Here is a 23,680-nt window from a genome sequence, read left to right as displayed (position 1 = left end):
AAAGGAGCACAGAGGTAAAATAATGTAAGTAAAACGCTGTGTACCTCTTTTTAGCTCTGTGGTACGCTGTGTAACCTGCTCATTTGTTAACCATTAAAAATAAATTATCTGTGAGCAGAAAGCGACTTTTGCTTTTTAAAGTACTGGCAATATTTTTTCCAGTTATCGTTTTGGTTTTATTGGAGTGCGGGCTAAGATTATTTGGTTATGGCCTTGATCTTGGTCTTTTTGTTGATGATCCGAACCATCCGGGTTATCTGGTGATGAACCAGCATACTTCAAAAAAATACTTTGCACAGCAGCAAAATGCCACGATTGGGAATTATGAACCGTTCACAAAAAAGAAAGTAGCAGGCACTTTCCGGATTTTTGTTTTGGGCGAATCAACCACAATTGGTTACCCGTACATGCACAATGGCTCGTTCCACCGCTGGCTGCAATACAGGCTTACGCATACTTTTCCTGAAAAAGAATTTGAGATTATAAACCTTTCCCTTACTGCCGTCAATTCCTACACAGTTCTGGATTTCGCGAATCAGGTTGTTGATTATGAGCCAGATGCTGTGCTGGTTTATACCGGGCATAACGAATATTATGGTGCGATGGGCGTTGGTTCCACAAGTTTTGCGGGTTGGAATCCTACTTTGATCCGTTTTATTATTAAAACCAGAAATCTGAGAATTATTCAGCTTGCCACCAATGTTCTTGCCAAAATAAAATCATCAGCTTCAAATGAGAAACTTGACCTTCGTGAAAATCTGATGAAACGCATGGTTTCAGATCAGAAAATCGCTTTAAATTCTGAAAAGTTTGAACAGGGAATCCGGCAGTTTGAAACGAATATGACTGATTTATGTAAGGTGTTTTCAAACAACAATGTTCCGGTTTTCATCAGTACGCTGGTTAGTAATGAAAAAGATTTAAAACCATTTATAAGCGAATCCGGCAGTAACTCAACTTCTGCCTTACACCAATATCAGCTTGGTAATGAATCTTTTAAACAGAATAAATTTCCGGAAGCAGAGAAATATTTTATCGCAGCCAAAGAACTTGATCTTTTAAGATTCCGCGCTCCGCAGGCTATGAACAAGATACTGAGAGAATTGGCTGCCAAATATCCAAAAGTCAAACTTGTTAATGCGGAAAAAGTTTTCCGGGAAAATTCAGCTCATAGTATTCTCGGTCATGAAACGCTGCTTGAACATGTTCATCCTAATCTGTTTGGTTATGCATTGTTGTCTGATGTTTTTTATCAGTCTTTGAAAAAAGAAAAGCTGATCAGCAGCGATTGGAAAAATGAAATATCATTTAATGAATTGAGAAATCAAATGCCGATTACGCCAATCGATTCGCTCAAAGCAGTTTATGAAATGATGATGTTAAAAGAAGGTTGGCCGTTCAATGAGCCAATGCCGGCAGAAATTCCGCATGAAAAAACGATTGAAGAACAACTGGCCGGCGGACTTTCTGTAAAACAAATTTCCTGGGACGGAGCTTTATCGGAGTTATTAAAAGTGTATTTGAAAGAAAATAATCTCAAAGGTGCCTTGCAGATCAATGAAGCTTTTACACTTGAATTCCCGCTCAATCCCACCTTTTTTGTGCAGGCAGGAATGCTTTCCGCAGGCTTAAACCAAAATGAAAAATCAGTTTTTTATCTTAAAAAAGCATTTGCTCTTCGAAATGATTTCAAAACTGCGCAAACGCTTTTTATCACACTTCTGAAAGAAGACAAACCGGAAGAGGCCATAGTATATCTCAATTATGCAGCGGCGCATAACGAGTCTAATTTCAATATGACTGAATTACAAAATCTTGTTGGTGAGATTATTAACCTTAAACAAAGATATCAGCTTGATTCTTCTAATATCGATCTCAGCAACCAGATCGCGCTGAATTATCTCAAATTTGCCAACGCCAAAGCGGCTGAAAAATACATTAATAAGACGCTGAAAAAAGATCCTTCAAACGCAAATGCTTTGCTTTTAAAGGATAAAATCAAATCGGTTTCCGGCAAATAATCAGCTTAATGTTGTATCGATCGTAATGGTATGTGTCAGCGTATTATGAATCGGACATTTATTCGCGATAGCCAATAATCTTGTTTTTTGTTCTTCACTCAATTCACCAACCAGCTCTATTTTTCTGTTCATTTGAGAAACATTGGCCTGAACATCTCTTGAAAATTCCACATGCACGTTAATTTCTGTTAATTCCACCCAGCCCTTCCGGTTTGCATACATCCTGAGTGTTCCACAGGTACAAGCAGCCAAAGCCGACGCCAGCAATTCTTCGGGTGAAAATCCAAGATCCATACCGCCGGCAGAAATGGGTTCATCTGCAATCAGACTATTCGTGGCTGTTTTAATTTCGGTTTTATAAAGCGCGCTTCCGATGCTTGCGAATACTTTGGCCATTATTTATGTTTTAGATTGTTGTTTTCAGCGGGTAATGGTACAAAATCTGTTTCTCCCGGCACTGGCTTGAATGTCTGTGCAAGCCAGTTTTCCTTAGCTTTATCAATCAATTCCTGACTGCTAGCCACGAAATTCCAATAAATAAAACGTTCTTCCGCAAAAGGCTCGCCTCCAAAAATATAAACGGTTGTGTTTTCAGCCATCGTGAATTCACAAAGATTTGTGTCCATCGCAACTAAAAGCTGTTTGGGAAGATAGGTATTTCCCTCGGCCTGGATACTTCCTTCCAAAATATAAATTCCTGCTTCTCCGTAAAGTTCATGACCGATCTTAACAGATTTAGCTTCTTTACTTTTTATTTCCAAATAATATAGCGGACTAAAAACCGGCACGGGTGATTTCTTACCCATCAGTGAACCTGCAATCAGTTTGAAAGAAACAGAATCAACTTCCCAATGTGGTAAATCAGATTCGGAAGCATGGAAAAATTCCGGTTCCATTTGTTCCAGTTCCTTTGGCAGCGCAACCCAGATCTGCAAACCATGTAACACTTTATCCGAATGACGAAGATATTCCGGCGTCCTTTCCGAATGCACAATTCCGGCGCCGGCGGTCATCCAGTTTACCTGTCCGGGCATGACTTCCATTTCAGTCCCCAGACTATCCTTGTGCATCACATTGCCCTCAAAAAGATAGGTGAGCGTCGACAAGCCGATATGCGGATGCGGCGGAACGTCCATATTTTGGTGGTCGTTCATATTAGCCGGTCCCATATGATCGATAAAAATAAATGGTCCGACCATCCTTTTTCCACTGAATGGAAGAAGTCGCCCGACCATAAAATTTCCGATATTCCGGGGACGCTCTTCAATGATAAGATTTATATTAGACATATTTCTGACCTCAAACCATTTTTACGTTTAGTGGCAAAAGTTAAATATTAATATTGGATTTGAAACAAAAGTTATTGGTAGATTTGACAAACAGATTACGATACAACCATGCAAACCAACATTCCCAGAATTGATATTAACTCGCTTTCAGAACATAAGCAGGATGATATTCTGATAAGCCGGTTTGCCGAATATCTGGCGATACATCCCAATCTGACGTCGCCGCATCGTCACAGTTTTTATCATTTGCTTTTTTTTACAGAAGGAGGTGGTATGCACACGATCGATTTCAACCATTTTGAAGTAAAACCTTATCAGATCTATTTCATGATTCCCGGCCAGGTACATTCCTGGGATTTCAAGGGTCATGTGGAAGGTTTTGTTGTTAATTTTTCGGGTGATTTCTTCCAGTCATTTCTGCTTCGTCCCGAATATCTGGCTTCGTTTTCTTTCTTCAATGGCATTTCTCAGGAAAGCGTAATCAATCTTTCCAGGCATGTTCATCAATCTGTAAATCAGCTTTTTGAAGATTTAATAAAACAGTCAGGACAGAAAAATGTTTTTCATGACGATATGATCCGAGTACTTTTGCTGCAACTTTTTATAACCGTTGAACAAAGCACTTCATTACACCGGCAGCAGAATATTCCTTTTAAAACGAATGTGTTATTAAGTAATTTCCACAAGTTGATTGAGAAAAACTTCATTGAAATCCGTCTGCCCGGAGAGTATGCTGAACTGCTGAATATTACTCCAAATCACCTGAACGCATTATGTAAGGAACATTTAGGAATGCAAGCCGGTGAAGTGATACGCAATCGTGTAGTTTTGGAAGCCAAAAGATTACTGGTCAATCTGGGGCTGAGCGTGTCCGAAATTGCTTATAAACTTAATTTTAACGACAATTCTTATTTTACTAAATTTTTCAAAAAGGAAGTGGGAATGAGTCCTGAGGTTTTCAGGAAAAAGTCTACTTTTGAAAGTGGGAAACATTAGTTTATACACATACCTATGAAAACAGAAATATTCAAAATTGGAAACGATTACGGCATTATCATTCCATCAAATATTTTAAATCAGTTAAAGCTCTCGGCAGGTTCCAGGGTTAAACTTTCCTTAAAAGAGGGTGCAATATTACTGCATCCTGATATTCGTACAGGCTGGGCAGAGGCAGCAAAACAAATGTCGGAAGCAGGTGACGATGGTTTATTGATCAACGATTTTCCAAGTGAGTTTGATAACAATGAATGGAAATGGGAAGGTAACCAATAAAAAATCAATAAGGCGCCGGCTGCCGTGATCTCACATTCAAAACCGTCTGACTCAAATAAGGATACAGCGAAACAAGCAGCATTACGGCAATAATTACCCAGCAAATGATCGAATAATAATCCATTGCATAGCGCAGCATCATTTGTTTATCAACCGCTTTACTCAGCAGACCATTGGCAATTTTCATCGCCTGGTCTTTTGCAATACCGTGGCTTTCCATCGCCAGCTCATAACCTTTCAATCTCTCCAGTGCAACCGGACTCAGCGCAGTAATCTGATTCCGAAAATCTTCCTGATGCGTGCTTTTTGAAAAAAGTTGAAATGACGTAATCATCGCCATACTCATCGTAAAACCGATAAAACGAAACAGAATTCCAGCCATAGAAGCAGAAGCTCCAATCTCGGCAGGAACGGAAGAAACGGTGAAAAGAATAATCGGCGTCATAAGCGTCCCGGCTCCTAGCCCCTGAACAATCAACGGCAAAATGAAAGTAGAAGCATCAGCCTGCGTGGCAAAAAGAAAATACATCCAGCCGTGAAATAGCAATAAAAATGCAAATCCGCTAAGCCAGATCATTCGCATAGGCTTTTTCATCAGAATGAGTCTGGATGAGACAAAAACGCTGATGATAACGCCGACCATATTAGCCAGCATTAATTCTGCCACATGTATAGGATCCATACCCAAAACGACATCGAAATAATTTGATGTAATATTGAGCGAACCACGGCAAATATAAAACGGAATAAGCAAAGCAGCCCCGATCCGAAAATTGGAATATTTGAAAACAGCCAGGTTGATAAACGGTCTTTTCAAACTTAATTGCCGGAAAATAAAAAGAGGTAAAAGCAACAGAATAGCTCCGATACAAGCCCAGATATGCATACTTTCAAGCCAGTAATTTGTTTGTCCATAAATTAAAACGTAGCCAAACAAACATAAAATCAGTGTGTAAAAAACGAAGCTGCTCAAATCAAGTTGGTATAATGGGAATTTCCTTACCAGCCGCACGTTTTTCAACATACACATCAGAAGAGCGCATCCCGGTAAAATCATAAATATCAAAGCCTGATAAAGCGACTGGTAATCGGAATATTCTATGATCAGTGATGCCAAAAGCATCACCAGCGGAGAAGAACAAACGAGCATTCCATAAAAAATGGAATACCCGATTTCTCTTGCACGTTCAGTAGAAAGTTTCCGAAAAATCAGCGTCAGACAAATGCTGTTTATACCGCCGGTAAATATTCCCTGCAAAAAACGGGTCAGGAAAAATACAAAAGAACTATGTGTGAAATAAGAAACGTAACACGTCAGCAGCAACAATATTACATTGATGATAAAGTACTGTTTGGCTGGTAAATTATTAAAAAAGCGCTGCTCCAAAGAATACCAACTCGCCAACGCTGCATAATAAACGATGGTGGAATATTGTACATCAATCGGCTCAATTCCATAATAACCGGCCGTTGCGCTGACATTACTTGTAAACAATCCGAACAGTGCCAAGAGCGGAAAAAGCACCACAGCAATTCCAACTTTAACCAGCCATTCCGGAACCCAGGACTTAAATAATGAAGCGTGATTTGTCATAAATTCAGATTCCTTTTTTAACAAGAACCATCGCATTCATCCCGGCCCGAAGATTTTCTATTTTAGTTTTTGCATCAGTCAGCAAAATTCTCACAGGTATTCTTTGTGTAATTTTCACAAAATTTCCTGTTGAATTATCGGGTGGTAAAAGCGAGAATCTTGAACCTGTTGCGGGTGAAAGTGAGACAATTTTTCCGTTGAAATGTTCACCCGGTAATGCATCCGTTTCTATATCGACCATTTGTCCGGTATGCATATGACGAATCTGTGTCTCTTTGAAATTTGCAATTACCCATTTTCCTTCCTGCTGATCAACAATGTAAGCCAAAGTCTGTCCGGCCTGAATCATTTGTCCGTTTTGAATGGTCTTTCTTCCCATTTTTCCATCATATGGTGCAGTCACAACGGTGTAGGAAACATCAAGTTTGTTGCGATCCAGAATCGCTTCTCTTCTTTTTATTTCAGCCTCAGCTACTTCCTGCTGTACTTTAATATCGTTTACTTTTGACAAAGATGCCTTGTAAGTATCCTGAAACGATTGATAATCCGCCTTGGCAACTTCAAGCGCCGTTTTAGCATTTTCAAATTGCTGCTGCGTTACTGCTTCAACCTGCAAAAGCTTTTCATAACGGGCAAATTCCTGCTCCTGGTGCCAGAGTTTTGCTTTGGCTGCCGCAATTTGTCCTTCATTGACTGTTGCATTTTTGGAAGAAGTTTCAACGGTACTTTTTAAAACCGAAATCTGCGCTTTTGCATTTAGCAACGCCGCTTCCGCCTCTTCCTGCCCAAGCTGATATTCCCGGTTATCAATAATCAGAAGCGTATCTCCTTTTTTTACAGACTGATTTTCTTCATACCGGATATCACGGATAAACCCTCCTACCCTGGACGTTACCGGATTGATATATTCTTCAATCTGCGCGTCCTCTGTTTCTTCATATTTCCAAAGATCCCATAGAGTTTCGCCTCCCCAGGCACAAAGTCCGAGCAGGATGAAACCGGCAATCCAGGCGGTTATTCTGGTGATTAATTTATCTGAATTGTTAAATTGATTTTGCTGTGTGCCCATTTTCTTAAAGATTGCCGATCGTTTTCATGAGGTAATAATATTCGAGTTTGGCCCGTATCTGAGCCGAAGTAAGGTCAAATTTTGACTGTAATAATTGCGTATCCGCGTCCAGCAAATCCGTCAAAAGTGCCAGTTGATTAAAATACGTATTGTATACAATCCGGTAAGTTTCACTGGCCTGGTGGATATTTTCTTCTGAAACTTTTACCCTTTTCAAAGATTCATTGTAGCGCACATAAGCTTCATTCACCTGAACACGCAGCGCGTCTTCCTCATTTGAATGAATCAAATGCTGCTTTTCAGCCTGTATTTCAGCGGATTTCACTTTGTGTTTATTCTGATAAAGCGAAGACAAAGTATAGGAAATTTTCACGCCCGCCTGACCGAGCCCATACAACGCGCCCGCATACGGATACAGGAAAATCTGTGGATACGTGTAACCGTATTCTGCATATGCCGTAACTTTTGGCAGATTACCTGATTTGACAATTTTCAAAGCAAGTTGTTTCAGCTCTGTTTCTTTTTCAGAAATACGAATTCCGTATGCATTGGAAAACGCATCAGTAAGGTATTCGTCGTACAACTTGATGGAATCTACCTGGCTTTTGACATCTTCGGAAGGATTTAAAAAAGTATTTTCCGGCAGCCCGATCAATACGTCTAGTTTCTGGTTGTTGATAGCAATAGTATTTTCGATTTCAACCAAAAGCATTTTTTGTTTTGACAACGAAAGTTCAGCCCGAAGCACATCGCTGCGCAGGATCACACCATGTTTAAACAATTCACGTATCTGATCAAGCCGCTTTTGTTGTTCATGAATATTGGCATTCACAAGATCCTTGAAAAGCAGATTTCTTTCGAGTTCTAAATAATATGCCGTTGCTTTGAATTTTATATCAGAAACAGTCATGTCTTTTTCAATAGAAGAAATTTGATTTTCCACTTCCTCCTCTTTAACCTGATTTTTCAATTTCTGACCATTGTAAACCACAACAGAAGCTTCCGTATTCAGCTGAAAATAATTGTGAAGAACAGGAAAGTAACTGGGCGTGTTGAGAATACCATTTTCATAAATGGGCAGATTAGAAATTCGTGCATACTTTGTCCCTGTATTGATTTCAGGCAAACGTTCCGCCTTAGCGTCTTTGAGGTTTTCTAAACTGGAATTTATTTTTAACTGACTGATTTTAACACTTTTATTTTGCAGTTCAGCTTGCTGCCAGATTTGCTGCAAGGAAAGTTTCAGCGTGTCCTTTGGAGTGAGGTTTGTTTCTGCAAATGTATTTTGAAATGCAACTGAACAAAGTAAAAGAGAAGAAAGAATTAATTTATGACGGTAACACATATATTGGATTGATGACAACACAAAGGTAATTTGTTACCCAAAGAAGCCTTTTCTATATATTGCCAAATATTTGTCAATTCCGGCCATCATGAATATTTCCGAACAGTTAGTCAATATCGATTTAAACCCCGAATCCAGTTATGTTTTGCATGACCGTATGGAAAATTTGTTTCCTTACCATGCGCATCAAAAAGGACAACTTACTTATGTTGAGGGCGGTATCGCTTATTTAAACACAAAAGATAAAGCCTATTTTCTCCCGGCCAGACATTTCATCTGGATACCGCCGGGACTGGAACATTTTGTCCAGCAAAAAAACAGGTCTTCGGTTGTAAGGAATCTATATTTTAACATGGCTGACAATCAGGTTGAATCATTTTATGACAGAATGGGCATTTATCCGGCCAATAATCTATTGCTCGAAATGTTACTTTTCACAGAAAATTGGAGTGGGGAAATTATCGTGGATACATTTGAAAATCAGTTTTTGACAACCATAAAAAATCTGTTACCAAAAATCAGTAAACATCCGCTTCCCATTATTTTACCAACAACAAACCACGAAAAGATGCAGCCGATCATTAATTACATTCAAGACAATCTGGAAGCGCCTTTGCATCTTGATGTAATTTCAAAAGAGTTCGGTATGAGCCCGCGTACATTTTCCAGATTATTCCAGTCAACTTTGGAAACATCTTTTTTGCAATATTTAAAGTTGTCACGGATGATCCGCGCCATGGAACAGCTGTTGCAAACCAACAAAACAATCAGCGAAATCGCATACGAAACCGGCTACAACAGCATCGCCACATTCAGTAATACATTTTATGGACTAGTAAATGTAAGACCATCTGAATTCCAGAAATTTTAATTTTATAACAAAAATTCATTTGGCAATAAATCCTAACCACAGATTTACCACCAAATGAATTTCACAATCAATCTTCAAACTATCTTTTATTAGCAGCCTCTTCCGGAGCGGGAGCTATAAATATTGCCAACCAGGCTCTTCTGGCCATACGGTAAAATAGCGGAGTTAAAAAAATCAAAACCGGGATGATGCTGTATAGAAAATAATCCAGATATGGTTCAAAAAAATGAATGAACACGAAAAAGTAGATCAGCATGAAAACAACATAAAACGCATAGCTCATATATAATGCGCCCTGATAAAATCCAGGTTCCGGCACCAGATTTTCACCACAATGCGGACAGTTTCTATTCATTTGATCGAATTTGAAACTGTAAGCGCTTTTAGTAACAAAAAAATCGCCCTGACCGCAACGTGGACATTTATTAAACAATACGCTGTAAACTCTGTTATTTTTCATGATTTCTAAACATTAGAAGCCTTAATCAAATTTATATTCACTCCGGTTGGGGAGTATTTTCATCTATTAATTCCTGCAAGTACAACAAGTTTTAATCGCCTCATTTAACTTATTACAAATGTCGGAATACAGTGGTAAACCTGAAAGTACAGATGGTGTAATCTATGGTATAAATCAACGATTCTGAAATTTTACGCCGGGAGATTTTCACCATTCATTTTTATCGATAAAAAGAACATATCAAACATGAATCTGTTCATTTCTCTGGTGAACCTGCCTATATACCTTTGATACAACGCTTTACGAAACGATAAAATTAGAACGGAACAGTCTGTTCCGAAAAAGATAAAACTGGAGTGTTCCAGACTTTCTTCTGGTGTTTTTTAAGATACATTTTTTTCGACAAAAAAACTTTACATTTAATTAGGAATGATCATTCCGTAATTATTACCTTTACGGAACAATCGTTCCATATAAATTTTAATACATAAAAAATGAGCAATCTTCAAAACAAAGTCGCAGTAGTAACCGGTGGAAATAGTGGAATTGGTTATGCCACAGCCAAAGAATTTGCAGCACAAGGTGCGCAGGTAATCATTACCGGAAGAAATAAAGAATTTCTGGATCAGGCATCCAAAGAATTAAATGTGACCGGATTTGTTGCTGACCAAGCCAATCTTTCCTCGCTGGATAAACTGGTAGAAAGTGTGAAAAACAAATTTGGCAACATCGATATTTTGTTCCTTAATGCCGGCCTTGCCACTTTTTCGCCTTTGGAATCTGCAACGGAAGAACACTACGACGACATTATGAATATCAATGTAAAAGGTACATTTTTCACAGTCCAAAAATTTCTGCCGATACTGAATGATGGTGGCTCTATTATTTTTAACACCTCGATAAATGCCCATGTAGGTATGCCCAATTCAGCAGCATATGCCGGAAGCAAAGGAGCGGTTTTATCTTTCAACAGGGTATTTGCCACAGAACTTGCGCCAAGAAAAATCCGTGTTAATGCCGTTTCTCCGGGTCCGGTTGAAACGCCGTTATACGGAAAGTTAGGTTTGAGCCATGAAGAAGTCGCTGGCTTCGGAGATGTGTTAGGTAAAAAAATTCTATTAAACAGATTTGCTCAGTCCGAGGAAATTGCAAAAACCGTTTTGTTCCTGGCTTCATCGGACTCGTCGTTTATTACCGGAACTGAGATCGTCGTTGATGGCGGATTAACTGTAAATGCGGTTTTGAATTAATTTCAGGTCCAAATACGGAACAATTGTTCCAAATAAACTAACTTTGCTGAGTGATTCAGCAAAGTTTTTCAGCATATGGCACGTACAAAAGAATTCGATCAGGAAGCGATATTGAATAAGGCGGTTGATCTGTTTTGGTATAAAGGCTACAACGCTTCTTCCATGCAGGACGTGGTTGACGCATTGGGACTTAGCCGATCCAGTATTTACGACACGTTTGGGGATAAACGTAAGCTCTACATTGCTGCTTTGGAAAGGTATCGTGCTCAGGCAGCCGGTGGATTGATTGATATGGTCAACCAGTCAAAAAATACCATGGCTTCGCTGGAAGAAATTTTTAAAATGCTGGTTCACGACAGTTTTACCGACAAACTTCCCAAGGGCTGTTTTATGGTGAATAGTACCGTCGAGCTTGCGCCGCATGATGAAGAAATTGATAAAATTGTACATGAAAATATGCAGGATATTGAAAATGCCTTTTTTCAGCTCATTGTAAAGGGCCAGGAATCAGGAGAAATCTCAAAAGATAAAAATCCAAGAGCTGTTGCCCGTTTTCTTTTCAATACGATTTCCGGATTACGCGTTGCAGCAAAATCAGGCGTGAAAAAAGATATTTATAATGATATCGTCAGTGTTGCGCTTGAAGGAATAAAATAGAAGATCCGGACCAATCTGCTCATTTTAGATAGTCCGGATCTGATTATTTTTTCTTGTTCAAAATATTTTCTCTTACGATTTCAAGAATCTTTGTGTGATACAAAAATGCCTTCTGCAAATCGTTATCATCCCAAACTACATTATCAAAAGCAATGACACTGGTTTTTGTATCGGGGAAATAAAAATCCATGGAAATAAATCCGGGTGCAAAACCTGTTTGTCCGAGTTGCAGAATACCGTCCTTCGTGTCGTGCGTGATGCCGTAACCATATTCAACGTTGCCAAATATTGGATGATTTCTTTTCGCCTCCGGTTTTTTAGCTATCATCAGTCGGTATGTTTTCAGAGATAAAATCTTTCCCTCATGCAAACATTTATTCCAGAGCAGCAAATCGTGCGCTGTTGAAATAAAGGAGCCTGCGGCCACATAGTTTTGAAATGTTGTATTTTCAACAGCGAGTTTCCCGTTTTCCTGTTCGGTATAACCATTTACGAGATTTTGGTATTGCTTCACATCCGGGTGAAATGTGTTGTACATTTTACATTTCTTAAAAAGTGCGGCTGACAAAGAGGCAAACGATTTCCCCGACGTCTTTTCAATAATCCGTGCCAACAGCTCATAACCAATCTGGGAATATGCATATTTTGTACCAGGTTTAAAATCAAGCGGTTTATCCAGCACCGATATGCCATGCATATGTGTCAAAAGCTGGTCCACAGTAACTGAATCTACCCATGACTGCGTTAATTCGGGCAAATAATTACGGATGGGAACATTGAGTTGAACACGACCTCTTTCATATTCTTTTAGTAATAACACTGCAGTAAATTGCTTACTGATTGAACCGATCACAAACTGGTCATCGAATTTTAGCGGCTTCTTTTTACCGATATCTGAGAAACCCTGAACTTTGGAATACCTGGTAAATCCATTTTTTGAAATTAGCACAATTCCGTTAAACGGCTTTTTGGTTGGCGCCCTAAGCAAGGAATCAATTCTATATGCTAAATTCAGACTTGTACTTTGGGCAGATTTCTTAACCGGCGAATTTTTCCGGGCAGGTACGGTTCCATATTCCTGTTTGGCCCATTTTGAAGATGGTTCGAGCCATTCTGGTAGTGCTTTGAAAAGAAATCCGTGCTTCAATCCCGTATTCAATTCAATCTCTTTATACCGGCTAATGGTATTAACCGATTTCAGTTTCATATTGGTGCATGACTGACCAATTGTATCACTTTTTTCATAAATGGATAAAATATTCCCGCTGAAATTTATATCCGGAATTTTAACAATATCTTCCTCTCCACAGCCCCCGATAAAAACATAATTCAGATCTTTATTTTTTGCCAGGCTTGAAACAAACTGTGCAATGTAACCGCCTTTGGAAGTGCCGATAACAGTGATTTTCGAGGGTTTTATGCCTTTCGATAATAAGCTGTCAATTTGATTAACAACTTTTTGTGCATACAATTTTACATCTGTTTTCCCCGGACGTTTTTCACTGATAACTACAAAATTTTGTTTTGTATAATAATCCAGAATCTGGTCATATTCAGCTATTCCATAATCCGGATGCTTTGCGTCTAAATCGTTTTCTTCGATGAATTTATTATGAAGAAAAAATACGTACTGTTGCGCCGAAACTAAATTGGAACATAGGAAAAGGCAAAATACCAGTAGAATTTTTTTGAGGTGTGAAATAATTTTCATTGGCTAATTGAAGATTGTTAAGTGACAATAAAGGTAAACTCTGCCGCTGTAACTTTCCTAGAAGCTTAGTCAATTAATTAAGAAATGTCAGGTTACATTGATTTTCAGTCCTCAGTTTCAGAACGCCTCGTGCGAACAATATTTACAATCATAAAAATTTGCCCGAGCACCAAAAGGCCGGCTGCAATAATGGCAATCAGAGTCATTGTTTGCATGTCATCGCTTGGTTTTAATACCAATATTAGAACAGGAATCACGGTCAGGATGTAATGAATATATCCTAACGGATTTTGCAAAGGCACTATGAATCTGGCATAAATAAAATAGAGCGTAAAGCAGGCAATGCAAATAAGAGAAAGCAGTTGAGCGAAAAACTGTTGTGAAATTACATAGTAAGTATCATAAAGCTGAATATCAATTTCAGATTTGAGAAACAGAAAATTCGCCAGTGAAACAAGGAAGGCTGTGGCTATGAAAAGTGTTTGCGGTTTGATCATGTTTTGTTCCTTCATTTCAGATCATTATCAGACTATAAGCTTTAAAAATCAGAGGGAAATTTTGTGTTCCAAAAATTCAAATATCACATAAAATTTTAATTTATTTCTTATAATTTAGTCAGACAAAAACCTCTATCAATTTTCCTCCCAACTATGAAACAACTCTACTTAATCCTCTTTTTATTTTTTGTCTCTGTAAGCGCTTCCCTGGCGCAGGATCATTATCTGGAATTAAATCCAAACTGTCCGGCAATTCAGTCACCCTTTACCAAAGTACAAGTTATTGATAATCTGGCAAATAAAGATTTGCTGGGATTTGTTCAAAAAGGAGCCTTTAACCGCCGGGAACAAATCCGTTATGATGGTTCGATAGCCGATACATTGGGGAAATATTTCATAACCAACAACAGTTCGGATGAAAAATCACGGGAACTTGTTGTTGTGATAAACGAATTATTTCTTAGTGAAACCACCGGGACTTTTAGGGAAAGCGGAAGTCTTAAACTGTCTATTCGTTTGTTTTCAGAGAATCCGGATGGAAATTTTTCTGAGCTTTTTTCCATCGACAGCGTCTATACCGTTAAAGGAATGGACGTAACCAAAAAATTGCTTCGTTCCGTAAATGACCAGTTTTGTAAAATTTCAGAAAAGGCGGCGGGATTTCAGCAGAAAAATTTGGAGAGCAGTCGCAGCTACACACTTTCAGATCTGTACATGCTGGATCATCTGGAAAAACTTTCCGTTCCCTTCTACGTGGCTGAAAAACCGGTTGGAGGCATTTATCGCCAGTACAATGCCCTCAAAGTAAATAAACCAGACGAAGCTTGTGAAATTTTCGTGGATGATGCAAATCCGAAAAAAATCAGGGTTTATAAATTATACAAAATAAAAAACCGGAAATTCAGATTAGATACCGAAGGCATTTATGCGGTTTGTAATGGTGAAAGAGTTTATAAAGCAACCCCTTTTGGCTTTTATGAAGTCCGGAAAACAGGAACCGATTTCTTCTACGATCGTCCTGCGTCTATTTCCGAGGCCAACAACGGTTCGGTTGTCGGCGCAGCTGCATTTGGCCTGGCCGGCGCAGTGCTTGCTTCCGGACTAATGGATAACAGGCCAAAAGTTTACAGATTTAAGATTAACTATCGCTATGGAAACTCTATTCCGGTAGCTGCTATTCAATAAGAAACCTGGCAGAAAACTGATTTTCTGCCGGTTTCTTCCAAATATATTTTGATCAAATTAAAACCAGAATCCTACCTGAAAGGCAATTCTTGGTTTTTCTTCCTGTTTTTCCTTTGGGATAAATGCGCCAATTGACAAGGTGAGAATATCTACCGGAGCTACCCAGATTCCGCCTCCATAACTGTAATGCCAATCTCTATTGGGATCATTATCCAGCCAGACGCGGCCATAATCAAAACTACCGAAAATCCCGTAAGTCAATGGTAATGTTGGATTTATACTATTGCCTAATCTGACTCTCAAATCATTCGAATGCCAAAGGCTGCTTTTTCCATAAAAACGCTGTGTTCGGTATCCGCGTAGTCCCTGATTTCCACCAATCGTTGGCATTTGGAAAAATTCATATCCCTTTCCAAAATTAAGACCCGTTCCGATCTGTGAAGCAAAAATGATATTTTCCTTTGTATCCAGACTGAAAAACAAAGCAATTTGCGCTTTCAAACCCGAAAAGCTCTTATCCTCTTTCAGGTTTTTGGTATAATTCATTCCGGCATTAAAACGTAATCCGGAATGTGGTGAAAAGATATTATCGACGCTGCTGAAATTAAACAAAAGCTGTCCGCCGCTATAATATTTTGTTTTGAAAACATCATCGCTTAGCTGATTTGCATCGCTGGTAATAAATCTTCCACCTGTTTTCTGAACATCCGAAACCTCAAAAACAGGTCCTAAGGTCACAAAACCGCTGTTTCCGGCAAAATGTTTCTTGATGGCCGGATACACATGAAAAGCACTTTGACGAACCCGGTAAAAATTAGGATTATCAACCGGACGTTCCGAAGTATTTCCCAAGCCGGCATAATTAAACGCATAAGCCGGGCCGTGATAATAAGTATCAAGATAAAAATCAAAACTTTTGAAGGCGTTCAGATAATCACCGGTATAGTAAAGTTTGACGGCTTTGGTCGCGAAAGAATAACTTCCGCCAAACCGTTGCTGCGATTTGTAAGGCTCTTTTTTGAAACCGTATTTGATCATATTAAAATTGGCACCGATCAAAAATCCGTCATCCGGGTTGTAGCCAACAATCGGAAGCGGAACGGTGATATCATAATCACTTTCCGCGCTTCTGCGGTCATACACATTGTAACGATAAAGTGAAGTGCGCTTGTCCTTTGTCTCCGGCCCGCCATTTATTTTATTCTTGCCTAGATCATCATATACAATCGTCTTTCTGCCAACGCCACGAACAACCGAACTATCGGTAAAAATATCTTTCCCGGTTCCTCCAATCAGCCTGACTTTTATTCCTTTGCTGACATCGCCCGTTACAATAAATTCATCGTCATCCCCATTACCATAAACGTTGATTGTTTTGGTGATTCTATTATCAAAAATTCGTTTGTAATTTTGTTGTTTGATCCCGCCTTTCTTATTGAGTTCCGAAACAGTAACACTGGTATGCTGATCGTCAATTCGCTCTATCTCAAATCGTTCATTTTCCTCAGTACCAATCACATTTACAGATTCACTGACAAATTCGTAATGTTTTCTGGCAAGTTCCAATAAATTATCTCGTCTTGTTTTAATACTTTTGATCGCGAGCGGTGCGGCCATTTCCCGTGCTTTATCAGGCCAATCAGTGAAAGCATTTTCGATTACCTCATCCGTCATGTTTTTCTGAACGTAGCGCACCTGCTCTTCCCAATCTTCCCAGCTCAGTGAATTCAGAAAAGTACGGTCAAATAAACGCGCGCTCCATGTAGTCCATTTCATACTTGGTACTTCCGGACCGTAAACCTGCAATTGGCGCAGGAACGGCATGGTAAGTCTTGCCGCATTTGTAAACAGTCCGTCATATTTAGAAAGCGCCTGATCTCTATCACGTGGAATTGGCCGGTATAAGTTTGTGCCGTCAGGTTGTTTAATATCCGCCCAGGTCCACTGGTCATCGTGACGGTCCCAGTCTCCGACGATAATATCCAGAAAACGCGTTTTCAACGCCCACTTTTCATCAACCTTATATTTATTACTTTCAAGAATATTTTCAAGCAAATCAGGCGTGCTGATTATTTTGTCAGCGTTACCAAAGAATGGCGAATCCTTCCATTTTTTTCCATCCGGCCGCTCTTCCACCAGACTCAAACTTCCGCCAAAAACCTGATTAAAATCTCCTAATGCAGGCTGCGAAGGAACATAATAGATTTTCGGATTGGTATGATAAACCTGAATCGCATCAGCCAGTTTTGGTATAGCCAGCGGTGCAAAAGGCAGCGTAGAAAGGAAATTTTCCTGAGCCAGAAACTGAGCAGCAAGCATTTTGTTGAAAGGATATGGCAAAAACCGGCTGACGTCTTTTGTCATATCTCTCATAACATATTCCTTCCCATCCTTTGCTCGCACACGGAGCGAATTTGTCTGGTTTCCCCCACCCTGTTTGATTGGAATAACGCCACCCTGATATTTGTCGAAATCCAGAACCGGAAACGGATATTTCACCATATACAGATTTCTGTGGTGCTTCCCGAATAGAAAATTATGAAAACGCTTAACCGGTTTTATTTCGTTTTTCAAAACAAAACGGCTGGTGCTATCCTGATGTTCCTCGTACTCTTTGTAGGCAATTGTCGGCTCTTCCTTAACTACCGGAAGTTTATCTTTTATCTTTTTCTGATAAACCATTTTTGCACTTTTACCGTGCTCGTCTACTTCCCAATATTGTACCCAGGTTTCGCCGCCTTCATAAAATGAAAGCGTGCTGTAACCCAAAGCCGTGGAAGCGAACTGGGAGCCTTTGCCCATTCCAATCGGACTGGTTTTGGAGCCACTTCCGCTAACGATAAATTCCTGACCGTCGTTTTCGATAAACTGTAAGGCATGTTCATGACCGCTGGCAAAAATGAAATTTCCATTTTTCCTTGCCGCGGCAAGAATTCCATCACGCATATCTTTGTACAATTTGTTATGCGTATCCTGGCGCGAACCAACAGTACCACGAAAAAGCGCGCTCAAACTTCCAATCCCGGGAAGTGGAATGTACAAATTTGGATTCATTTCCGTAAGCGGGAATATGTGCTGCTTGATTGTAAATTTTCCACCATGTGGACCATACGTAAATGGCGGATGGTGCATCGCAATTACCACATTTTTGTTCCGGTATTTACGGATTACATTTTCAAAAATAAATTTGAAAGTTGCCCGGTTTTTAATTTCACAGCCATCGTTGATCTTGGTATCCTTGTCCCAATCACTTAACCACCATTGAGAATCCACGACGATAACGACCACATTATCATTAAGTTCAATTACTTCCGGACCAGAACAGCCATCTTGTGGAAGAAAATAATGCTCGTAATCATCCTTATCAGTTTTACCTCTCCGTGTATTGAGATAAGATTCAATAAAATTTTCCTGGCGTTTCAATCCCTTTCTTCCCCATCCGCGCCAATCATGGTTTCCGGGAATAAAAAACGGTCTTCCTTTAAAATCATCCAGCGTTTCGAGTTGGGAAGTTATGCGGTATTCGGCCACTTTTCTTTTGGCAGAATCATCCGAAGGCGGCATGCCGTATTCGTAGATATTATCTCCTAAAAATAAAGCTGAGCTATTTTTAGATTCTTTGGCAAGTTTTTCTTTAAGATATAAAAGAACAGGTGCCTTATTTTCCGGTTTGTCATTTCCTGCATCTCCAACCAGATACATCGTATGTTTTAAAACCAGATCAGGCGCAGGCGAACTTTGATCCCAACTTTTACCTTCCTTTGAATATTGCAGTTTTTTGTAGCTGGAACAGGACGAAATAATTACCAGTACGATGATAAAGCATATTGAGGAGACTTTTAATTTCATATCAAGTTAAGATAAGTTCACTAATATTATTTACTTAACTTTTTAAATTTCAGAATGTTACCTTCGGCAAAATCATCTCCCTCATTTGAAATATAAAGATTGCCATTTTTGTCAAAAGCAATACCTTCCGGCTGCGTGAACATATTACCGTTGAGCGCAAGAGCCTGCTGCACTTTCCAGTTTTTATCTGTTACAACCAATAATTTGTTAACTGCTGAGATTATATACCAGTCTTTTGAAAACGGATTTTGAGCCATTCCGGAAGGTCTGAAACCTCTTTCCACTTTTCCGGTCAATTCCCTAATTTCCTTTACGCTGATCTGGAAAGGTCTGGGAACAGCAACACTATCGCCGGTGTGAAAAACATATCCGGTAATACTTTTTTTGGAATCATCCTGCCCGCAGTTTTTACAAAGAACATACAAACTGTCTGTATCTTCATTTCCGTAAATACTTTCATATTCACCTTTGGGCAATACTTTTTTCCATTCCTTTGTGCTGTCAACTTCCTCATATACAGACTCCCAGAAAGGAAAAGTATAAAGCGTTCCATTACTTTTAAGCACCACAACCCGGTCATTGATAATGGCCAGGTCTTCATAATCTCCCTTTTTGCCAAACTTGGCGTGATACTGTTTTTTTACACCCCAGGCAAGACGGAATAATTTTCCTTCTTCATCCTGAATGGCATAAACCGTATCAGCATTTCCTTTCTGAAAAGCGATTCCTGAAATTTCGAAAAGGCTTTCAGGCATAAAAAACTTTTCCGGACTTTCAAGATTGTAATCTTTCAAGGTCTGTTCATTTTCATGCGAATTTGAACAACCTGTAAAAAGAGAAATCATTAAAATGGCCGAAGCCAGTATTTTGTAAAAGTTATAAGTCATATAAATTTAATTTCCGCATGTGTTAAGTAACACTTGAAATCGACCTTCTGTTTAAAATCCAACATTGAATTATTTTCCAAAGAACATAGAGGCAATCACAAAAGAAACAACTGATGCCACGATACCAAACATGAATACGTTATAACCAACGCGCAGCAATCTGTATTTTCTCCCTAACACAACACCCTGGGAATAAACATCTTTGGTCAAACTTCCGTATAAAAAATCGCGGTCGTTCATCATCGCCTGCATGCCGGCAGCATAATCTGAATACGCCATTCTGTAAAAATTACCAAAGAAAAGCAGATTCACTTTTTTGTCTGTTATATCCTGTTCGGTAAACGTTCCATGCGGAATAGTGGGACGCGTAGCCAGGATAGAAAAAACCATGGTGATCACACAAATCGTGAGCAACAAAATCGTCGGGAAAATCAGGTATGCATTATCTTCCAGCTTTCTAAGCAAAATACTCAGTAACACCGAAATGATAATTGACGTCGTCGTGATCATGATATGTGCCTTATTATCAGCCATATCACTCAACCTCTGATGATTATTGGAACTGATACGGAACATCGTTTCAATTCCCTTTTCAGGCCTGTCAGACTTTCCTTTTTTGTCCTTATCTTCTTCTGGTTCTGATGCCATTTTTGTATCATCTATGTATTTAAGAAGATTTATCGGCGGTTCCGGTTCTTTCACTTTTTCCGTTTCTTTATCTTTTAATCTCTGAATATTTTTCTGTTTTACATCATCCAGCAAGGCCCGGCAATAATCTGTCTGATAAGAATGCGCTTCCAGAAACGCTATCGTGTGTTTCCGCCATTCCTTTTTATCTATTTTTTTGCCCAGCCACATTTCCTTTTCCTTCCGCATCAGCTTGTTTTTTTCAACAAACTCATCTGTCCCCAGATGGTATAAGTCTGCATCACAAACAATCTGTTGAAGAAATACCAATGGTTTTTGTGGAATACTTGTTGCCAAGATACAACCCTGGATAGCCAGAATTACCTCTTCCTTAACTTCCTGTTCTTCCAGATAAACCTTTGCAAGTTCTGCACCACGCTGTTCGTGTCCTTGCGCACCTCCTGTGCAATAACCGATATCATGAAACCAGGCGGCGGCCACGACCACAAAATTATCCTTATCATGCAGCTCATAGTGTTTGGAGATATCTTCCGCATGTTCAACAACTGCTTCGGTATGCTTCAAATTGTGATAAACTAACGCTTCAATCTGCTGGGTTTTGAAAAAGTGTTTAACATGATGCTGCACATGTTCAAGGACCTTATCGTAATTCATATTATAATTTTAAATTATCTGACATAGTAAGGATTAAGGATTTCAATTCCACTCGCCATCCAGATTTACTCCGATGCGTAAAGCTCTTAATCCGGTAACACCTTGTAATTCTTCAAGTTCTAAATATTCCAGATCGTTTTTCAAGGTATTTTTCTCCTGAAGATATTTAATGTAATTAACATATTCTTCGGCGGATTTGCTATTGAAATATACCAGTGCGATTTTTCCGGGCTGTGTCAAACGTTCTCCGGTTTCTTTGACGTGTACTTTGTCAATTCGTTTTTTGATGACATGGTAACGGATATTGTAAGAACCTTCCACATCAAAACGTCTTTCGTCGTCTCTGAAACTGATGTCAATACTGTTTGAATTTATAAAAATCAGCTGCGTTGTTTCCAGCGGATTTTTCATCTGAGGCATCAACTCATGTGTAATTTTCGCTATTGCCGCCATGGAAGTCAGCTGCCACAAACGAATATTATTCAAATACAGAATATTGAAATTTTTCTCCGGCGCAATTTCCTGTCCGATGTAAATATCATATTCCACGCCATCCGTTCTGAATTTCTCAAAATAACATGGATAGGACTGCTGAATTTCACTTTTAAACAGTTCAAGATAAAGATTGACCGCCGAGTTAATGGTTTGCATGGAAGATTCCAGCGCATTTCTGTTAGCGTAAGCAATGCCGGTATCTTTATCCACTACCTGATAGTACTCTTCAATACTTTCGGTAAGCTTTTCTTCACTTTGTCTAAAATGTTCCAAAAACGGATATACCTCATACTCAAAGAAATCCAGAACCTTTACCTCATCATTTTCAGTCGACTGGTCCGAAATCTTTTCCATCCACTTTTTACATTTGTAGATAATTTCATCAGCCAGTCCAAGTCCAACATTTTCTTTTATGGTTTTGAGCACCTTAATCAAAGCACCAAACTGGACCTGCAAATCAGTATGCAAAGCCGTGTTTCTTTCAACTGTCGAGTTTCTGATATCTATGGCTCCGTACAGCGGATACACATTTTTGAAATGAATACTTTCAATCGGCGTTTTGGGAAGCTGGATGGTATTATCACGAAGATAATGCCAGGCAACTTCCTTGAATTTCCACTGAACAGCAGGTTGCAGGGAAGTGAATTTTTCCTTAATTACATTTTCAATTCTTGACTCAAATTCATTAATATTATTCTGCAAAAGCTGCCCGATCAACGGAAGCGCAGGTTTTAGACTTGAAAGAGCATGCTCATTTAACAAATCTTTTTCTTTGCTGTAAACTTCCAGCACACCCACCAGACGTGAAGCATTGTAAACCGGAATTAAGGCATATGAGTGAACTCCATGCGTTTTTAAAACCTTCAAAAAATCACCATGATCTTCTCCGTCATTCAGATCTTTATAAAAATGAACGGATGGATTTTTGAAAAATTTGTCAGCCAGATACAGAAAATCATTTTCTTCCAAACCCTGTTCAAGAGAAGTCTGTACCAAAATGCTATGTGTGCACAAGTCATCACTGAAAACGAGTTTTTCATTGACACGGAGCTCAGGAAGCAGGCCAAATTTAACCTCGTGACTTCCAATCAGAAGACTTAGGGAAGCAATTATTTTTTCGTAATAAGACTGCGCGGTTTCCCGTACTGGATTCAGAATTATATTTTTAATGTTTTCAACTGCCTGATCTGCTGTAACATCCGTAAGCGTAATGACAGAAAAACCTTCGAATTTAAACATCGAAAGCGGCAGTATTTCTGCCAGCGAATTCCAGTCAAAATCCCGTTGAGATTGCTTTTGAAGTGTTTCAATACTTAGTTCTGGCAGCGGTCCTTTGGGCGTCACCTCTATGAAATCCTTACCAAGATCCAGCTTGTAATATTTGGATAAACACGTTTTATCATCCCGGATCGAGAGAATCATTTCATTGTTGTGATATGAAGGAATGCCATAAAAACGTTCGAGAATAAACGAATAGAGCATCTGCACTTTTTGTTTTTTCTCAATGCTCAGATCAATATCCCGAAGCAAATCACATTTGGTATGCCCGGTATCCTTGTCCGCCAACAAATCATGAAAGGCAGATGTTTCGTAAAAAATCGTCGGTTTCAGTGGTACGCTTAACGCCCATAAGGTCTCCTTTTCATCAGCGATGACAGGCACAAGCATGTTATAAACCAGACTTAACTGCTCTTGAAAATCCCCTATATCAGATAATTCAACCTTCCCGGCAAATCTTGGATTTTCGGTGAATCGGTCTAATACAAACTCAAAAAATTTCTTCTTGACGGTTGTCTCCCTCGCAATTCTTTCTTTTATATAATCTATGAATTTTTTAAAGGAGAGTGATACATCAATCTGCTCAATTTCCTGAGGAACATTTTGCGATATATCTAAGATGGTTTCCTTCATTATTAAGTCTTTTCA

General features: G+C 39.2%; 19 protein-coding genes. 7 read left to right on the top strand and 12 right to left on the bottom strand.

The genetic code is table 11. The annotated features are described in order from the left end of the window. The first annotated feature begins 110 nt into the window (after positions 1–110). On the top strand, positions 111–2,021 hold the full coding sequence (locus IEE83_RS10370; RefSeq protein WP_194120517.1) for a hypothetical protein: 1,911 nt from the start codon (positions 111–113) through the stop codon (positions 2,019–2,021). Here the strand turns inward: IEE83_RS10370 and IEE83_RS10365 are convergent, their stop codons facing one another. Both IEE83_RS10365 and IEE83_RS10360 read right to left on the bottom strand, forming a co-directional pair. Beyond that, the gene (locus IEE83_RS10365) at positions 2,022–2,417 is read right to left on the bottom strand and encodes an OsmC family protein (protein ID WP_194120516.1); all 396 of its coding nucleotides are present in this window, start codon (positions 2,415–2,417) and stop codon (positions 2,022–2,024) included. After that, entirely contained in the window at positions 2,417–3,310 is an 894-nt protein-coding gene (locus IEE83_RS10360; protein ID WP_194120515.1) for a pirin family protein, read from the bottom strand. Before IEE83_RS10360 ends, IEE83_RS10365 begins: the two co-directional genes overlap by 1 nt. 108 nt (positions 3,311–3,418) lie before the next feature. On the opposite strand from IEE83_RS10360, the gene IEE83_RS10355 reads away from it, so the two are divergent. Together IEE83_RS10355 and IEE83_RS10350 are read left to right on the top strand one after the other, a co-directional pair. Continuing rightward, positions 3,419–4,306, top strand: coding sequence for an AraC family transcriptional regulator (locus IEE83_RS10355; RefSeq protein WP_194120514.1), 888 nt, complete (start codon positions 3,419–3,421; stop codon positions 4,304–4,306). A 15-nt stretch (positions 4,307–4,321) separates the two neighbouring features. Continuing rightward, positions 4,322–4,582 (top strand): AbrB/MazE/SpoVT family DNA-binding domain-containing protein, encoded by a 261-nt coding sequence (locus tag IEE83_RS10350; RefSeq protein ID WP_194120513.1) that lies wholly within the window; start codon positions 4,322–4,324, stop codon positions 4,580–4,582. A gap of 4 nt (positions 4,583–4,586) precedes the next feature. On the opposite strand, the gene IEE83_RS10345 is transcribed toward IEE83_RS10350, so the two are convergent. The 3 genes from IEE83_RS10345 to IEE83_RS10335 are packed head-to-tail and all read right to left on the bottom strand — an operon-like array spanning position 4,587 to position 8,611. Next, positions 4,587–6,176 (bottom strand): MFS transporter, encoded by a 1,590-nt coding sequence (locus tag IEE83_RS10345; protein WP_194120512.1) that lies wholly within the window; start codon positions 6,174–6,176, stop codon positions 4,587–4,589. Positions 6,177–6,180: 4 nt separating this feature from the next. After that, the gene (locus tag IEE83_RS10340) at positions 6,181–7,245 is read right to left on the bottom strand and encodes an HlyD family secretion protein (RefSeq protein ID WP_194120511.1); all 1,065 of its coding nucleotides are present in this window, start codon (positions 7,243–7,245) and stop codon (positions 6,181–6,183) included. 4 nt (positions 7,246–7,249) lie between these two features. Beyond that, positions 7,250–8,611 carry a TolC family protein gene (locus tag IEE83_RS10335; protein WP_194120510.1) on the bottom strand — a complete coding sequence of 454 codons (1,362 nt, stop codon included), beginning with the start codon at positions 8,609–8,611 and terminating at the stop codon, positions 7,250–7,252. A gap of 67 nt (positions 8,612–8,678) precedes the next feature. Between IEE83_RS10335 and IEE83_RS10330 the strand changes: the two genes are divergently transcribed. Continuing rightward, complete coding sequence (locus tag IEE83_RS10330) at positions 8,679–9,461, top strand: helix-turn-helix domain-containing protein (RefSeq protein WP_194120509.1); 783 nt, start codon at positions 8,679–8,681, stop codon at positions 9,459–9,461. Positions 9,462–9,540: 79 nt separating this feature from the next. Here the strand turns inward: IEE83_RS10330 and IEE83_RS10325 are convergent, their stop codons facing one another. Continuing rightward, complete coding sequence (locus tag IEE83_RS10325; RefSeq protein ID WP_228101760.1) at positions 9,541–9,921, bottom strand: DUF983 domain-containing protein; 381 nt, start codon at positions 9,919–9,921, stop codon at positions 9,541–9,543. Between the two features lie 494 nt (positions 9,922–10,415). Between IEE83_RS10325 and IEE83_RS10320 the strand changes: the two genes are divergently transcribed. Both IEE83_RS10320 and IEE83_RS10315 read left to right on the top strand, forming a co-directional pair. Further along, the gene (locus IEE83_RS10320) at positions 10,416–11,171 is read left to right on the top strand and encodes an SDR family oxidoreductase (protein ID WP_194120508.1); all 756 of its coding nucleotides are present in this window, start codon (positions 10,416–10,418) and stop codon (positions 11,169–11,171) included. A gap of 75 nt (positions 11,172–11,246) precedes the next feature. Beyond that, positions 11,247–11,828, top strand: a complete 582-nt coding sequence (locus IEE83_RS10315) for a TetR/AcrR family transcriptional regulator (protein WP_194120507.1) — start codon at positions 11,247–11,249, stop codon at positions 11,826–11,828. A 43-nt stretch (positions 11,829–11,871) separates the two neighbouring features. On the opposite strand, the gene IEE83_RS10310 is transcribed toward IEE83_RS10315, so the two are convergent. Both IEE83_RS10310 and IEE83_RS10305 read right to left on the bottom strand, forming a co-directional pair. Further along, positions 11,872–13,539, bottom strand: a complete 1,668-nt coding sequence (locus IEE83_RS10310) for a serine hydrolase domain-containing protein (RefSeq protein ID WP_194120506.1) — start codon at positions 13,537–13,539, stop codon at positions 11,872–11,874. A gap of 104 nt (positions 13,540–13,643) precedes the next feature. Beyond that, on the bottom strand, positions 13,644–14,036 hold the full coding sequence (locus tag IEE83_RS10305) for a hypothetical protein (protein WP_194120505.1): 393 nt from the start codon (positions 14,034–14,036) through the stop codon (positions 13,644–13,646). A 153-nt stretch (positions 14,037–14,189) separates the two neighbouring features. Here IEE83_RS10305 and IEE83_RS10300 point away from each other — a divergent pair, with 153 nt between their 5' ends. Continuing rightward, a complete protein-coding gene (locus IEE83_RS10300; RefSeq protein WP_194120504.1) occupies positions 14,190–15,221 on the top strand; it encodes a hypothetical protein in 1,032 nt (343 codons plus the stop codon). Positions 15,222–15,278: 57 nt separating this feature from the next. Here IEE83_RS10300 and IEE83_RS10295 read toward each other — a convergent pair whose 3' ends face one another. From IEE83_RS10295 to IEE83_RS10280, 4 genes are all read right to left on the bottom strand, one after another. Further along, entirely contained in the window at positions 15,279–19,070 is a 3,792-nt protein-coding gene (locus tag IEE83_RS10295) for a metallophosphoesterase (protein WP_194120503.1), read from the bottom strand. A gap of 26 nt (positions 19,071–19,096) precedes the next feature. Further along, positions 19,097–19,957, bottom strand: a complete 861-nt coding sequence (locus tag IEE83_RS10290; protein WP_194120502.1) for an SdiA-regulated domain-containing protein — start codon at positions 19,955–19,957, stop codon at positions 19,097–19,099. A 69-nt stretch (positions 19,958–20,026) separates the two neighbouring features. Then, positions 20,027–21,259 (bottom strand): Pycsar system effector family protein, encoded by a 1,233-nt coding sequence (locus IEE83_RS10285; RefSeq protein ID WP_194120501.1) that lies wholly within the window; start codon positions 21,257–21,259, stop codon positions 20,027–20,029. Between the two features lie 42 nt (positions 21,260–21,301). Further along, a complete protein-coding gene (locus tag IEE83_RS10280; RefSeq protein ID WP_194120500.1) occupies positions 21,302–23,665 on the bottom strand; it encodes a GAF domain-containing protein in 2,364 nt (787 codons plus the stop codon). Between the last annotated feature and the right edge of the window lie 15 nt (positions 23,666–23,680).

This window comes from Dyadobacter subterraneus (assembly GCF_015221875.1).
Taxonomy (GTDB): domain Bacteria; phylum Bacteroidota; class Bacteroidia; order Cytophagales; family Spirosomataceae; genus Dyadobacter; species Dyadobacter subterraneus.
The sequence above is the reverse complement of the archived record's forward strand: the minus strand, read 5'-3'. Positions and strand labels throughout refer to the sequence as shown.

Excerpts from the sequence above, each read along its gene's own strand:
- IEE83_RS10365 (WP_194120516.1), bottom strand. The coding sequence starts at position 2,417 with ATGGCCAAAGTATTCGCAAGCATCGGAAGCGCGCTTTATAAAACCGAA.
- IEE83_RS10360 (WP_194120515.1), bottom strand. The coding sequence starts at position 3,310 with ATGTCTAATATAAATCTTATCATTGAAGAGCGTCCCCGGAATATCGGA.
- IEE83_RS10355 (WP_194120514.1), top strand. The coding sequence starts at position 3,419 with ATGCAAACCAACATTCCCAGAATTGATATTAACTCGCTTTCAGAACAT.
- IEE83_RS10350 (WP_194120513.1), top strand. The coding sequence starts at position 4,322 with ATGAAAACAGAAATATTCAAAATTGGAAACGATTACGGCATTATCATT.
- IEE83_RS10345 (WP_194120512.1), bottom strand. The coding sequence starts at position 6,176 with ATGACAAATCACGCTTCATTATTTAAGTCCTGGGTTCCGGAATGGCTG.
- IEE83_RS10340 (WP_194120511.1), bottom strand. The coding sequence starts at position 7,245 with ATGGGCACACAGCAAAATCAATTTAACAATTCAGATAAATTAATCACC.
- IEE83_RS10330 (WP_194120509.1), top strand. The coding sequence starts at position 8,679 with ATGAATATTTCCGAACAGTTAGTCAATATCGATTTAAACCCCGAATCC.
- IEE83_RS10325 (WP_228101760.1), bottom strand. The coding sequence starts at position 9,921 with ATGAAAAATAACAGAGTTTACAGCGTATTGTTTAATAAATGTCCACGT.
- IEE83_RS10320 (WP_194120508.1), top strand. The coding sequence starts at position 10,416 with ATGAGCAATCTTCAAAACAAAGTCGCAGTAGTAACCGGTGGAAATAGT.
- IEE83_RS10315 (WP_194120507.1), top strand. The coding sequence starts at position 11,247 with ATGGCACGTACAAAAGAATTCGATCAGGAAGCGATATTGAATAAGGCG.
- IEE83_RS10310 (WP_194120506.1), bottom strand. The coding sequence starts at position 13,539 with ATGAAAATTATTTCACACCTCAAAAAAATTCTACTGGTATTTTGCCTT.
- IEE83_RS10305 (WP_194120505.1), bottom strand. The coding sequence starts at position 14,036 with ATGATCAAACCGCAAACACTTTTCATAGCCACAGCCTTCCTTGTTTCA.
- IEE83_RS10300 (WP_194120504.1), top strand. The coding sequence starts at position 14,190 with ATGAAACAACTCTACTTAATCCTCTTTTTATTTTTTGTCTCTGTAAGC.
- IEE83_RS10295 (WP_194120503.1), bottom strand. The coding sequence starts at position 19,070 with ATGAAATTAAAAGTCTCCTCAATATGCTTTATCATCGTACTGGTAATT.
- IEE83_RS10290 (WP_194120502.1), bottom strand. The coding sequence starts at position 19,957 with ATGACTTATAACTTTTACAAAATACTGGCTTCGGCCATTTTAATGATT.
- IEE83_RS10285 (WP_194120501.1), bottom strand. The coding sequence starts at position 21,259 with ATGAATTACGATAAGGTCCTTGAACATGTGCAGCATCATGTTAAACAC.
- IEE83_RS10280 (WP_194120500.1), bottom strand. The coding sequence starts at position 23,665 with ATGAAGGAAACCATCTTAGATATATCGCAAAATGTTCCTCAGGAAATT.